The organism is Nocardia sp. NPDC049707 (assembly GCF_040674855.1).
Lineage (GTDB): Bacteria > Actinomycetota > Actinomycetes > Mycobacteriales > Mycobacteriaceae > Nocardia.
Map to the genome: position 1 here is coordinate 139,790 of NZ_JBFANN010000004.1, position 13,533 is coordinate 153,322.

Here is a 13,533-nt window from a genome sequence, read left to right on the forward strand (position 1 = left end):
GAGGTGCCATGTCGACAGCGATGTCCAGGAGCGGTTCTATCTCGGTTCGGACTACCGAACAGGGTCTGCCGCTGGCGGTTTCGGTGGAACCGGAGGAGTTGCGGCGAGATCCTGCTGAGCTTGCGCAGCGGATTGTTCGGTTGTGTAAGCAGGCGGCGAATCGGGCCGGGCTGGCGCGGCGGGAGCAATTGGTCGCGGCGGGGTTGAGCAGTGAGATGCTGGCGCTGACCGGGTTGCCGAAGCCGGAAGATGTTGCGCGGCAGGAGCTTGCCGACGAGGAAGAGTACGACGAAGAGCCGCAGAGCTGGTTGAGGTCGGTATGAACCATGTGATGGACGAGATCGAGGCGCGGGCGCATCGGCAGTTGCACCGGATGCGGGAGTTGGGTGAGCGGATGGCCGCCATCCGGGTTCGGGAAACCTCCACCGATGGTGCGATCACCGCCGAAGTGGACGGCAACGGTGCGTTGTGCGACCTTGTCTTCACGACTGCGGTATCGCGGATGTCGCCGCGCGATTTCGAGCAACTGCTGGTCGCCACCGCGGCGCAGGCGGCAGCACGGGCCTTCGCGGAACGGGCCGAGTTGATCAACGCATTCAACGCGGAGGGCGCGGACCTGCCGCGATAGAACAGCCGAGGTGATCGATGGCCACGTGTGGACGTGGCCGTCGTAGCTGTGTCCGCGACAGTGCGGATGACCACCAATTCTTTACTAGCTCTTAAGACACTCGACCCGAAGACTCACCGAGCCGAAGCCCTTAGATCGGTACATTCGATTCAACGTACCAATCGTATTCTCGCAGAGGGTGTTTCCCGATGAGTGATATTGCCGCAGTTCCCGATGCGATTCGCGCCTACGGCGACGCCGCGGCCACGATGGCCGCCAACGTCGCGACCGCGGGGGCGGTGAACCAGGCGGCCACGATGGCCGCCGCCATCCCGGTTTTCGGTCTGATCGGTCAGGACTTCCTCGGAGCCTTCGCGGTCGCGCAGGGCAATCATCTGCAATCGGTCGGTGAACTGGCGTATGTGCACGCCATGACCGCGGTGAGCCTGCATGAGGGCGCCGCCACCTACCAGACAACGGATGAGGGTTCGGCGGCAGAGATCGATACGATCGGCAGAGCCTGATGTCGGACGCGGTCGATCAATCGGTACTGGATCTGCTGCGCGAGAGCGCGGTGGGTCCGATGCTGACCCGGCCGGTGAACGATGTCCTGAAGGATATGGGTTTGCCGCAATTGCCGGATCTGGCTGGGCTGCCGCCGCTTCCGGATCTGCCGCCGTTACCGGTCATCGACCTGTCGCTACTGGCGAAACCGCTGACCGATCTGGCGGCCACCTTCGGCACCGGCCAGTTTCCCGCCCCGGCGGCCGCTCCCGCGGAGACCGCCGGCGCGGACCCGGAGAATCCGATACCGGCCGCTGCTCCCGTCGCCGACCCCACTCAGGTGCTGTCGCAGATCTCCTCCGTAGTCCAGACGGTTGTGCAACTGGGCAGTACGGCACTGCAGATGGCGATGCAATTGTGGCAGAGCCAGGCTGCGGAGAAGGCAGCCGAGAAGGGCACGCAGGCGCAGAAGGACGGCACGAATGTCGCTGCGCAGGGCGCGGAAACCTCGCTCGGCGTAGCCAATGCCGCGGGCACGGTGTTCCGGGGATCGGCCATGATGGCAGGGATTATCGCGAAGTACATGGCCTCGCTGACGGCGTCGGCCCCGTTTCTGGCGACTCCGGGCGGCCAGGCGTTCGTGCTGGCCATGTCGGCGGAAACCCTGGCCGAGGCGACCGCGGTGGTGGCCGAGACCCGTGGTGAACTCACCGTGCACAGTGCCGAAATGGCCAAGACCGGAACCAAGGTTCCGATCACCGACGCCCCCAAGGGCGTCGACCCGATGCAGATGGTTTCGCAGCTGATGCAGATGGTCGGTCCGCTGGCGTCCGCGGCGACGACCGGTGCGCAGTCGATCGCCCAAGCGCATGCGGCGTTGAATCCCGTGAAACCGGCCAGTGAGCTGGATAAGGACAAGCTCGACCAGCAGAAGTTCAGTGCGGCCGGAGGCGGCACCCCGATCGGCATGGGCGGAGGCGGCGGTATGGGCGCGGTCGCGACCCCGGCCAGGCCACTGAGTCCCTGGGTCGACACGCGCGGTGCGGGCGCCCTCGGCGCGGCCGGTGCGACCGGAGCGAGTTCGGCGGGTTCGGGTTCGGGTTCGGGTGGATCGAGTGCCGCGGCGCGCGGCAGCGCCACCACCAGCTCACCCGGCATGATGCCGATGGGCGCGGCCGGCACGGGCGCAGGGATGGCCCGTTCCGCCGAGGAGAGCGCCGACGGACTGCGCGGCCAGTTGGTGACCGCACAACACGGCAACGAGGTCGTCGGCGATATCGAGGGAGTTTCGCTGCCGGTAGTCGGTGCCGCCGAACGAGTTTCCGATCATCTGGACAACGAACCGCCGGACCAGGCACTCACCCTCTGACAGGAGGTCGTCATGGAATTCGATCCTGCCCGGGCGCATAAGACCGCGACCGATTTGGACGCACTCGCGGATCGGCTGGAGGCCGATCTGCGGGCGAACAGGCCGGCGCTGGCCGTGGAATCGGCTGGACTGGACGAGGTTTCATTGCGCGCCGCGGAAACCATGCGTGCGGTTGGCTCGTCCTACGACGAGACAGCGGTCGCGGGCATTCTCGAGTTGCGCAAGTTGGCCGCCGCACTGCGTTCACAGTCGCAGCAGCTGCTGGTGATGGACAACGAGAACGCCGACGGCTTCAGGGCATCGGCATAACGCGGAGTAATAGGAATGGTCGAACCGCCGATCCCCGGTTTCACCGGTGTGGTCTGGGAAGCCAGACCCACCGAACAACTGGCGAAGGATCTCATGACCGGCCGCGGCGCGGCGCCGATGGCCGAGGCGTCCGCCGCCTTGGCCCGCCTCGCCGCGAGTTTCGGTGGCGCCGTAGTCGAATACGACCAGATCATCGGGGCGATTCGGGAGGCGTGGCGCTCCGATACGAGTGAGGCCGTACTCGAGCGCATCAGCACCCTGCGCGAGTGGTTGATCGAAGCAGCGGGTTCTGCCGGGCAGAACGCCACGCGCGCGGGTCGTCAAGCCATGGCCTATGAGCTCGCGAAGCTGACCATGCCCCATGTCGCGGAGATCGCCGCGCTGGAAGCGGCGAAGCAATCGATCGAACAGATGGGCGCTGGTCTCGGCGGCCCACTCGTCGGGGCCGCGGCCGCGGTGGATGCCGAACAGGATCTGGCGAAGGCCAACGCGGCTCGGGTGATGCGCACCTATGAATCGGCGGCGACGCCGCTGGCCACGCCATGGCAGCATGCGGCGCCGCCGGTCATCGCGTCCAGCGCCGCACTCGACGCCGAACGCGCTGCGGCCGAACCCAAACCGGTCGCGTCCACACCTGGTGGTTTCGCACCGGTCTCGTTCGCCGGCGGATTCGGCGGGATGACCGCGATGCCGCGGGTGAAGGGCGCGTACCACACGCGGACGTTCGCGCAATCGGTCACCGAGCCGGAAGTCACCGCACGCCAACAGTCGACCGCGGCGGCCGAATCGAGTACCAGCCGCATGATGCCCGCGACCGGCATGTCGCCCGGGACCGCGATGCAGGATGCCGAGCGCACCGCGCGTGCCGCCGCGGCGTCCGCGCTGCCCGGCGAGTCGGTGGAACTCGACGCCGGAATCGCCGCCGCACCAGCGGTACTCGGCGGACCGGTTGAGACGGCGCAGGCTACGGCTACCGGGCAGGCGCCATGACGACAGTGACCAACGACGGCTTGCTTGCCGTCTCCGATCTGCTCGGCGTGCAGACGTTGCCGCTGGTGCTCGGTGTCGGCCCGCAACAGGATTCGGTCGAAGCCTGGAATGCGGCGCGCCAGAATGCCCTCGCGAATCTGCGCGGCGCGGGACTGGTCGACAAGTACGACGATGTGGCTCCCGAACTGGCCGACGCACTACGCATCCTGGCCAAGCCCGAGCGCGAGCTCGCGGCCAGGATCTACACCGAATCCGGTGTCCGCCAAGTCTGTCTGGCTCGCCGGGGCAGCGAGCACGCTCTGGCATCGCGGACCGGTGACGCGTTCGAGGTGCGAACGACCTGGGCCGACGACGACGCAACGGCATTGGCGCGACCGGTGCTCGACGCACTGGGTCCGTGCCCGCCCGGGGCGATCCCCAGCGTCAGCGCGCCGATGGAAGAACTGCGTGAACGTCTGGACGCGGCCACCGGATCCAGTGACTACACCCAGATCCTCTACGGGCTCGGGGTGGACACTCGCGACGCGATCGAATTCGGCCTCGCCATGTCGAGCTGTCACGCGCATGCCGAGATCGTCGCCTATGCCTACGACGATGGCATGACCACCAGAACGTCCGGAGCGGTAGCGGTATACGACACCTCGCGGGGTCGTATCGTCGCCAGTCCCGGCGCTGCGCCGGACCTGCGAGTCTGGTCGACCTTCACCCCGGGCACCGATCATCGGATCGCACAGGCGATTTCCGCGCTGATCGAATCACTGCCGGGAGGAAGGTGGATGCCCTAGTCAACGCATCGGAGATGACGCAGCGAGCGACTACCACCGCGGCGACAGCACAGCGGATCCGGCAATACGTAATGAAATGGAAAGGGTGAACAATGGCTGGGCAAACTAGTTATACCGCCAAAGAAGCGTCCGAGGTCGTCAACGAATTCCTCGACGCCATCAATGGCATTCGCACGACGATCAGCAAGGTCCAGGAGACCTTCGATGCCGCGCGTTCCGGTTGGGAAGGTGACGCGGCGATTGCCGGACAGAAGGCATCCACCGCGTGGCAGGAAGAGGCCGCGGATCTCAATAAGAAAATTGACGACGTGAACCAGACGGTTTCCGAGGGCAATACCACCCTCGCGAATGTCGATCCGACGAACGTCGACGCTCTGACCAACCTCATTTAATTCGGACGAACTTACTGCCCGATAGGAGAATTCTATGCTTTATACCGATGCGGTCCATCAGCAGTTGCTCACCGACATGGATCAATATTACAAGGATCTGGACGGCTACAAGGATGCGCTCGTCGCGGCTCGCGATAAGCTGATCAAAGTCGGCTGGGAAGAAAACGAGTCGGCTGTCGCCTTCCAGCAAAAGGTCGACGTGCTGCTCGGCGAAGAAGGGCTCGGCGATACGCACCTCAAGCTCGAGAAGCTGCGCGATGCGATCGATTACGCATTCAACAATGCGAAGGCCGCGGACCAGAAGGTCTACAACGCTTTCTGATCGCCTTCAGCGATAAGCCCCGGTCATCCATTCGGCTGACCGGGGCTTATCGTGCGTCGGCGGCCCTCACACCGCGGCCATTCCCACATGCAGGTAGCGCAGTTCGTCCGGGGTCGCGACCATGTGGACGGTCGTCGACTCACCCGCGGTATCGACGGTGACCAGGTTGGTCGTCTCGGGATCCTCGGTGAGCGTCACATCGGGTTCGAAGGAGTCATCGGCGACGGGCGTGTTACGCAGGAGTACGACGGTGGCGTCGGAATGGTGCGTGGAGGGCGCGATGCCGTCGTAGACCACGACATCGGCGAACCGATGGGCGCTGGCCTGCTGTGATCCCGCGGACCACGCTGCCAGCATCAACGATTGCGGTGCGTCGACGTCGGCGACCATCGGCCGCCAGGCCTCGTGCCGGTTGGTGTGCACGACGACGGCGGCGCCGAGCGCGATGGCACGCAGGATCATCTGCTGTGCCACCAGCAGGGAGCCGATCACCTCCACCCGCCGCACATGGTGGCCGACCAGCGGCAGCGCGACGCCCTGCCCCGAGGAGTCCGCACCGATCAGCTGTCCGCAGCCTGCGATCGGGACCGGTAGATCGGCCAGCGAATCCGGCTTGCCGAGATAGCTTTCGGGGCTGAACTGCTGGCCGCGAGCGGCGACCGGGAGGGTGTACAGCAGCGCCCGGAATTGCTTGCCCGGCAAGGGCACCAGCCCGGCTGCGCGCACGTCGGCGGGCTTGTCGCGAGTATCGAATCGCGCGACCGCGGTGACCTCGATACCGGCGTCACCCCGCTTCGGCGTGGAGTTGTTCGTGCGCTGCAGCCGCATGGTGACCGTCGTGGCAATGGTCGGCGTCGACCAGACCGCTGCGAACCCGCGCGGGCCGAGCGCTTGCGGCGCCATCCGGTATGTCGTGTAGTGGATGCCGTCGTGTTCGACGCTGTGGGCCGTCTCGGTGAACTCGTCCAGCGGCGCGTGCCGAATCAGTTGGTTGACCGCCCCGGTCATTTCGGCCGCGGAGAGCACCGACGCGGTCAGGCCGCGAGCGGCGAGGCGGTTCGCCACCCGCCTGGTGGCGACGATAGCGGACCGCAGCGTGCCGGTGGCCCCGCCACCGCGCCGATTGACCGCGGCCGCGTTGGCGAGCGGATCGAGCCGCAGCACCACCCAGACGGTCCGGTGCGCCACCGCGGGCAGCGGGCCGAGGATGCGCTCGTACAACTGCGCCACCGCGCCCGTTCCCGCGGTGCGCGCACCGGTGCTGATCACATCGATCGAGGCCAGGCCGATATCGAATTGATCGAGACAGTGCGCGATCTCGGGCAGCGGCATCATGTCATCGGCGATCAGCGCCCGCGGACTCAACAGCGTCACCGTGCGCGGGTGCGCCTCGATGCGCAGCATGGTGATCAGGCGGGAGCCGTCCCAGCGCATGCCATACGCCCCGCCCTCGGGAAGCGGTACATCGAACGGCGCTTGATCGACGGTGGCGGAGCGATGGCGAAAAGCCCGCCACCGGAAGGCGATCTCCTCGTCCAGGAACCGTGCGAGCGAGGTACCGCGGAACGGAACCAGACCGATCAGCAGCACCGCGGCGCATATCGCCGCCGCGATCGGAGTCGAGGCGCCGAAGATCACGGCGACCAGGGATGACGCCACCGCGATCAGCGCGACCGGAATCACCAAACGGAGCGGGAGGTTTCGGAACAACCAGAGGTCGGGTGAGTGCAGCGGCGGTGCCGGAACGCGCGTTTCGGTGTCGGCTGTCGAGGAGCCCATGCGCTCATAATGGACCGAAGTTCCCCGGCTTCGCTACTGTTGTCGCACGAGCTCACCGGCTCGCCGGCTTCATTCGCGTCATTCGGAGGCGTCGTGCCTGCACAGTTGACCACCCGTGCGCAAGTCAACGGCTACCGGTTTCTGCTGAAACGGTATGAGCATGCGTTGATCCGGCGCGACGTGCGCATGTTGCACGATCCGATGCGGTCTCAGTTCCGTTCGCTGATCGTCGGCGCGGTCCTCGGCATTCTGGTGGTTGCGGGTGCGGCGATCATGTCCTTCCTGCGGCCGCAGGGTTCGATCGGCGACGCGAAGATCGTGATGGGCAAGGAGAGCGGCGCGCTGTACGCCGTGGTCGACGGAACACTGCATCCGGCGCTGAACCTGGCCTCGGCCCGGCTCATCGCCGAGAGCGCCGAGGCGCCGACTTCGGTGAAGGAAGCCAAGCTGACCCTGCCGCGTGGGCCGCTGCTGGGGATCCCCGGCGCACCCGCCGTGCTGCCCGGCTCCGCCTCCGGCAACCGTTCGATCTGGACGCTGTGTGACACCGTCGCGCTGTCGGCAGCCGGTAGCGCCGCGGGCTCGCCAGGCGCCGAGACCACGGTCATCGCTGGTCCGCTCGACTCCGACGGACCGGGCAATGCGCGTGCGCTGCACGGCGAGGAAGCGTTGCTGGTGCAGCGCAACGGCAAGACCTACCTGCTGTTCGACGGCAAGCGCGCGGAGGTCGATCCCACCGATTCGGTGCTGGTGCGCTCGCTCGGCCTGCGCCAGCACAATGCGCGGCCGGTCAGCGCGGGACTGCTGAACTCGGCGACCCAGGTCCCGGCGCTCACGCCGCCGAAGATCGACCGGGTGGGCGAACCCGGCCCAGGCCGGCTGCAGAGCGTGCCGATCGGTGGCGTGATCCGGGTGCGCGGTGTCGACGCCGAGGAGCTGTACGTGGTGCTCGCCGATGGTGTGCAGCGGCTGTCGCCGTTCGCCGCCGAGGTCATCCGCAATGCGAACTCACAACAGATGAACGAGATCATCGCGGTGCCGCCGGACCGGCTGGTCGGCGTGCCGGTGGTGAGCAGGCTGCCGGTGGACCAGTTCCCCCAGCAGGTCCCGCGCATTCTCACACCCGAGGACAACAAGGTCGGCTGCATGATGTGGTCGAAGTCGGCCGACGATCCGGCCGCGACGGTCACGATTCTCGCCGGTCGGGAACTGCCGCTGGGCGAGAACGCCAAAACCGTCGAACTCGCGACCGGCGACGGCGTCGGCGACCGCATCGATTCCACGTACCTGCGGCCGAATTCGGGGGAGTACGTCCAGGCCACCGGCATCGAACCGGACACCATCCGCAAGGGGACGCTGTTCTACATCGGCGACAACGGTATTCGCTACGGCGTGCCGGACGCCGAGACCGCCGCGGTGCTGGGGCTGGAGGCGAAGCCGCGCCCCGCGCCGTGGCCGATCATCAGCCAGATGGTGCCGGGCCCGACCCTGTCGCGGGACGAGGCGCTGCTCAGCCACGACACCCTGCCCACCGCGCGATAGCGCCCGCGCTCCCCGACGAATCCGGCCCCGTGCATACCGGGGCCGGAGTCGTCTCAGCGGATGGTGGCCAGCACGTTGTCGAGGGCGTTGCGCATATCGTCGGCCTCGATGCGCATCAGCACCGCTTCGTCGACCGCTGACAGATCGAGGCTTTCGTCGTTGGCCAGCCGGAACTCGCGCTCTTCCTCGGCCGCCTCGATCACATTGCGGATGAACCGGCCGTTGCCCGCCAGGTCGATACCGCGGTGGAGTTCACCGTTCTGATCGGTGGACTCGCGCCCGTACAGTTCGATGCACGAGGCGACCAGCTGGGCCTGCGCCTCGTCGGAGAGCTCCGAATCCCGTTTGCGCGCAATGAATCGCCCGATCTCGCCGAGCTCCTCCGGCGTATACGAATCGAACTTCACGCGCTTGGCGAACCGGGACGCGAGACCGTCATTGGAGGCCAGGAAGCGGTCGATTTCGCCGCTGTACCCGGCAATGATCACCACTAGGCGATCCCGGTCGTCCTCCATCCTGGCCAGCAGCGTGTCGACGGCCTCGCGGCCGAAGGCGTCGCCACCGGACAGACCGGTCTGGATCAGCGTGTATGCCTCGTCGATGAACAGCACGCCGTCCATGGCGCTGTCGATCAACTTGTTCGTCTTGATGGCGGTGCTGCCCAGATGCTGGCCGACGAAATCGGCGCGCTTGGCTTCGATCAGCTTGTCGGTCTTCAATATGCCGAGGCCGCAATAGATCTTGGCGACCACCCTGGCGACGGTGGTCTTGCCGGTTCCGGGCGGGCCGGTGAAGGCCAGGTGCTGGCCGCGTGAGGCGCTGGCCATCCCTTTCTCGGCCCGGATCTTCGCCAGTTGGGCAGTCGCCTGCAACTTCGCGACCTGGGTCTTCACCGCGGCCAGACCGATCTGCTCATCGAGTTCGGCGCGCGCGATCTCCAAGATCCGCTTGGCCTTGTCGTCGCGTTCCTCACGGCCCATCTGCTCGGCCGTCGGTGCGGAGGCGGGGTCCCAGCGATTGGTACGAGCCGCGATCTGCTCCTTGCCGGTCACGGTGATGCGGTACTTGCGGTCGCGCATGGCCGCGGTGTTGGCCTCGAAGTCCGGCGCCTCGGAGTAGACCTTCTCGAACAGCGACTGGGCCTGGTCCTCCTGGCCGATTTCGCGCAGGCACAGGCCGCGGCAGAACCGGGCAGTGGTCGCGGCTGCCGGAATGGGGCCCGCTTCAGCGGCTTCCATCCGGCGCAGCGCCTCGCCGAACAAGCCCAACTGGGCGCAGGAAGTGCCGACCATGACGTGCGCGCCCGCCGCGAGGTAGGGATCGTCCCACGCCGCCGAACCGGCCAGTACCGTCATCACATCGGGCCAGCGCTGGGTCGTGTAGTGCAGCACGCCGCGCACGTACGCGCAGACTCGATCGTCGATTTCCCGGTCGGGCTGCGAAATCTGGGCCGAGCGGTGTTTGGCCAACTCGTCCAATACTCGCTCGGCCTCGTCGTATTCACCGTCGGTGATCAGTTGCGCGGCCTGCGCGAGGCAGATCTCGGTGTAACTGGCCAATGGGTAATCGATATACAGGCCGACGACGAAGCGGCCGGCGAGTATTCGCGGTTGCAGGCCCAAACGGCGTTGTTCGCGAAAAAGTGTTGCGGTGCTGGTCTTGTAGAGATTGAAGATCACTTCTCGAGTGAGTTCTCCAGCCGCGGCACGCCCGAGCCATGCATCGCACATCCCGGGATCCCATTCGGTGGCCCGTTGGAAGGCGAGCTTCGCATACTCTAGATCGCGGACAGATTCCTGCCCGTCGATCGCAATGCCCAATGACAGAACGCCGGCATCGAAGGCGCGTTGTGCTTGGCGGTTGCCGGTCATACGGGTTTGCCCCTAAACACCTACGAATGTGCTATTTCTCGCCCAGCATACCGGCTGCGAGGACTTGGTTTGTCCGTTAAGTTGAGTACGTTGTCAGGTGGTTAGTGCGTCAATGTAGGGGGTCATCCAAACCGTGACCGATTCGTCGAGCAGTGGCTTGGGTGCCGTTGATCCGGAACTGAGCCGAGTGTCAGTCATCGGTGGTAACACCCAGTTGGATTTGGGATTGCCGGCAACGGTTCCGATTGCCGCCTACATCACCGACGTGGTCGAGCTGATCGAGTCGCGTAATCCGGATCTGACCGAACACGACGACAGCGCGCCGCTGCGAACCCAGCACTGGACGTTGGCCCGGATCGGTCGCGACCCGATCCCGCCCAGCCAATCGCTCACCGACGCCGAGGTTTTCGACGGCGAGCTGCTGGTGTTGCGCTCGGTCACCGCCAAGGAATCGCCCGCGTTGTTCGATGACGTCATCGACGCGGTGTCCAAGTTGACTGCCGAAACGTTCCACACGTGGTCACCGGTATCCGCGCGGTGGATGGGCCTGATGGCCGGTCTGGTCGCGGTACTCGCCGCCACGGTGCTGCTCGCGGTGGCCAAGGCCGACGGCGCGGGCGCTGCCGTCGGGTTCATCGCTCTCGGCCCCGGCCTGCTCGCGGCCGGTGCGGCCGTCATCGTGTCCCGGCGCTACCAGGCGTCGCTTCCGGTGATCGTGCTGTCGCTCTACGCGCTGGTGCTGCTCTTCGCTGGGGCAGCGCTTTTCGTGCCGGGCCATTTCGGCAGCCCGCATCTGCTGCTGGCCTCGGTGGCGACCCTGGTGACGGCCGCGGTGTGTTACAGCGCGACCCGCATCGGCGCCACCATGTTCACCGCGGTCATCACCACGGTTCTCTTCACCGGCTTCAGTGCGCTGGTCCGAATGGTGTGGGATCCGGCGCTGTCCAAGATCGCGGCGGGCGTACTGGTCGCCGCACTGATCGTGATCACTATGGTGCCGAGGATCGCGGTCGCCGCCGCCCGGCTTCCGGTGCCGCCGGTGCCGACCGCGGGCGGCGCGATCGATCCGATCGACCACGAACCACGCCCGACGATCGAGGACATCGGCGCGATCGGCGCCACCGCGCTGCCCTCGGCGGCCGGGCTCGAACAGCGAGCGCGCGCGGCGAACGAGTACCAGTCCGGCATGGTCATCGGCTGCGGCGGCGCTGCCGCGGTCGGCGCGGTGCTCGCCGCGGATCCGCTCGGCGCGGCGCGGTGGCAGGGCATCGCACTGGCTGTGGTCATCGCGCTGATCCTGTGTCTGCGCGGGCGTGCCTTCGCTGATCTGGTCCAGGCGTCGACGCTGATCGGGTGCGGCGCACTGGCATTGGTGGCGGTCGGTGTCGGCGTCGGTCTCGGACATACCTCCTGGCTGATGCCGATCGCCGGACTGCTGTTGGTGGTCACGACGGCCGCCGTCGGCTTCGGTGTGATCGGACCGCACACCGAGATGTCGCCGGTCACCCGTCGAGCCGGGGAAATCTTCGAGTATCTGCTGATCGTCACCATCATTCCGCTGGTGCTGTGGATTATGGATCTGTACTCGGCCGCCCGGAATCTTTGACTCGGGGTGGGTTTCGCGATGAGTGGACGCAATGCCCGACCATCCGGCGTCCGCCGGGCCGCGCGGGCGGTGTTGGTCGCCTTGTTACTGAGCCTGAGCGCCGGAATGCCGGCACCGGCGCAGGCGATCGGGCCGCCCGGCGTCGATGACGGCGCGCTGGGCCCGGCGATCGCCCTCAACGCGGGCAACCGGCCGCCCGATGAGACCGAGCAGCGCCTGATCTGTGCCGAACCGCTGCTCAGAGGCGAGGTGCCGCGCGATCCGCCACTGTCCCAACGCATTCTGGGCTTATCGTCCGCATGGCAGTTCAGTCGCGGCGCCGGACAGAAGGTCGCCGTCATCGATACCGGCGTCAACCGGCATCCGCGCTTGCCCGACCTGCAGGCCGGTGGTGACTTCGTCTCCAACTCGGATGGGACCGTCGACTGTGACGCGCACGGAACCATCGTGGCGGGCATCATCGCCGCCCGGCCGAGCCCGGACGACGGCTTCTCCGGTGTCGCGCCGGAGGCCACGGTGCTGGCGATCCGGCAGTTGAGCAACGCCTACGAGTCCAAGAACCGGGCCAGGCGCGATGAGCCGGGCACCATCTCACGCGAAGGCTACGGAACGGTGCTGACCCTGGCCGCGGCCGTGGTGCGCGCTGTCGATCTCGGTGCGACCGTGATCAACATTTCGGAAGTGGCCTGTGTGCCAGCGGGTTCGGATCCGGCCGATGGCGCGCTCGGTGCGGCGGTGAAGTACGCCTACGACCACAACGTCGTGGTGGTCGCGGCTGCCGGGAACACCGGGCAGGGCACCGCGTGCGAGACGCAGAACGAGCGATCCGGTTGGAGTGGGGTGAGCACGATCGTCACTCCGGCCTGGTACCACGCCTATGTGTTATCGGTGGCCTCCAGCGAACCCGACGGCACGGCATCGGCATTCTCCGTCAACGGGCCGTGGGTCGGTGTCGCCGCACCGGGGCGCAACATCATTTCGCTGGACAGCAAACCCGGCGGCACGGGACTGGTCGACGCGACGCAGACCTCCGACGGCAGCGGACCCATCGACGGCACCAGCTTCGCCAGCGCCTATGTATCCGGACTCGCCGCGCTGGTGCGATCCCGTTTTCCGGAACTGTCGGCGCAACAGGTGATCGACCGGATCATCAGGACCGCGCAGGCGCCCGGTACCGGGCGCAACGACCGGCTCGGCCACGGCCTCATCGATCCGTTGGCCGCGTTGACAGCTCAGCTGCCCGACAAACCGGTGAGTGCCGGGGCCGACACCGCCCGGCCCATCGCCGGCCCCACGCCGCCGCCGTATATCGATCCGGCGCCGCGTCGGGTCGCGACCATCGGTTCCATCGCGTTGCTCGCGCTCCTCGGGATCGGTTATGCGGCATCGATTCCGTTTCGGCGCGGCGGCAAGGCCAGTGTCGATCCGGCCGAAGACCAGTGACAGGACGGTAGGAC

General features: G+C 66.7%; 14 protein-coding genes. 12 read left to right on the forward strand and 2 right to left on the reverse strand.

Features of this window, described 5'->3' with window-relative positions; translation table 11 throughout:
- Positions 1-8 precede the first annotated feature (8 nt).
- The 9 genes from AB0J29_RS06520 to AB0J29_RS06560 all read left to right on the forward strand — a co-directional run bounded on the left by AB0J29_RS06520 (position 9) and on the right by AB0J29_RS06560 (position 5,278).
- Positions 9-323: a hypothetical protein gene (locus AB0J29_RS06520; protein ID WP_364780281.1), complete on the forward strand. Its 315-nt coding sequence runs from the start codon at positions 9-11 to the stop codon at positions 321-323.
- Positions 320-628 carry a YbaB/EbfC family nucleoid-associated protein gene (locus AB0J29_RS06525; RefSeq protein ID WP_364780284.1) on the forward strand — a complete coding sequence of 103 codons (309 nt, stop codon included), beginning with the start codon at positions 320-322 and terminating at the stop codon, positions 626-628. Before AB0J29_RS06520 ends, AB0J29_RS06525 begins: the two co-directional genes overlap by 4 nt.
- A 188-nt stretch (positions 629-816) precedes the next feature.
- Complete coding sequence (locus tag AB0J29_RS06530) at positions 817-1,131, forward strand: type VII secretion target (protein ID WP_364780287.1); 315 nt, start codon at positions 817-819, stop codon at positions 1,129-1,131.
- The gene (locus AB0J29_RS06535; protein ID WP_364780290.1) at positions 1,131-2,480 is read left to right on the forward strand and encodes a hypothetical protein; all 1,350 of its coding nucleotides are present in this window, start codon (positions 1,131-1,133) and stop codon (positions 2,478-2,480) included. Before AB0J29_RS06530 ends, AB0J29_RS06535 begins: the two co-directional genes overlap by 1 nt.
- A gap of 12 nt (positions 2,481-2,492) precedes the next feature.
- Positions 2,493-2,789, forward strand: a complete 297-nt coding sequence (locus tag AB0J29_RS06540) for a PE domain-containing protein (protein ID WP_364780293.1) — start codon at positions 2,493-2,495, stop codon at positions 2,787-2,789.
- Positions 2,790-2,804: 15 nt separating this feature from the next.
- Positions 2,805-3,779, forward strand: coding sequence for a PPE domain-containing protein (locus AB0J29_RS06545; protein WP_364780297.1), 975 nt, complete (start codon positions 2,805-2,807; stop codon positions 3,777-3,779).
- Complete coding sequence (locus tag AB0J29_RS06550; protein WP_364780300.1) at positions 3,776-4,564, forward strand: ESX secretion-associated protein EspG; 789 nt, start codon at positions 3,776-3,778, stop codon at positions 4,562-4,564. Before AB0J29_RS06545 ends, AB0J29_RS06550 begins: the two co-directional genes overlap by 4 nt.
- Before the next feature lie 92 nt (positions 4,565-4,656).
- Positions 4,657-4,956, forward strand: a complete 300-nt coding sequence (locus AB0J29_RS06555) for a WXG100 family type VII secretion target (protein WP_364780303.1) — start codon at positions 4,657-4,659, stop codon at positions 4,954-4,956.
- A gap of 34 nt (positions 4,957-4,990) precedes the next feature.
- The gene (locus AB0J29_RS06560; protein WP_364780306.1) at positions 4,991-5,278 is read left to right on the forward strand and encodes a hypothetical protein; all 288 of its coding nucleotides are present in this window, start codon (positions 4,991-4,993) and stop codon (positions 5,276-5,278) included.
- 66 nt (positions 5,279-5,344) lie between these two features.
- Here AB0J29_RS06560 and eccE read toward each other — a convergent pair whose 3' ends face one another.
- Positions 5,345-7,057: a type VII secretion protein EccE gene (eccE, locus tag AB0J29_RS06565; RefSeq protein WP_364780309.1), complete on the reverse strand. Its 1,713-nt coding sequence runs from the start codon at positions 7,055-7,057 to the stop codon at positions 5,345-5,347.
- A gap of 93 nt (positions 7,058-7,150) precedes the next feature.
- On the opposite strand from eccE, the gene eccB reads away from it, so the two are divergent.
- Complete coding sequence (gene eccB, locus AB0J29_RS06570; protein ID WP_364780312.1) at positions 7,151-8,599, forward strand: type VII secretion protein EccB; 1,449 nt, start codon at positions 7,151-7,153, stop codon at positions 8,597-8,599.
- Positions 8,600-8,652: 53 nt separating this feature from the next.
- Here the strand turns inward: eccB and eccA are convergent, their stop codons facing one another.
- A complete protein-coding gene (gene eccA / locus AB0J29_RS06575; RefSeq protein WP_364780315.1) occupies positions 8,653-10,470 on the reverse strand; it encodes a type VII secretion AAA-ATPase EccA in 1,818 nt (605 codons plus the stop codon).
- 133 nt (positions 10,471-10,603) lie between these two features.
- Here eccA and eccD point away from each other — a divergent pair, with 133 nt between their 5' ends.
- Positions 10,604-12,076 (forward strand): type VII secretion integral membrane protein EccD, encoded by a 1,473-nt coding sequence (gene eccD / locus AB0J29_RS06580; protein WP_364780318.1) that lies wholly within the window; start codon positions 10,604-10,606, stop codon positions 12,074-12,076.
- Between the two features lie 18 nt (positions 12,077-12,094).
- Positions 12,095-13,519, forward strand: coding sequence for a type VII secretion-associated serine protease mycosin (mycP, locus tag AB0J29_RS06585; RefSeq protein ID WP_364780322.1), 1,425 nt, complete (start codon positions 12,095-12,097; stop codon positions 13,517-13,519).
- Positions 13,520-13,533 lie beyond the last annotated feature (14 nt).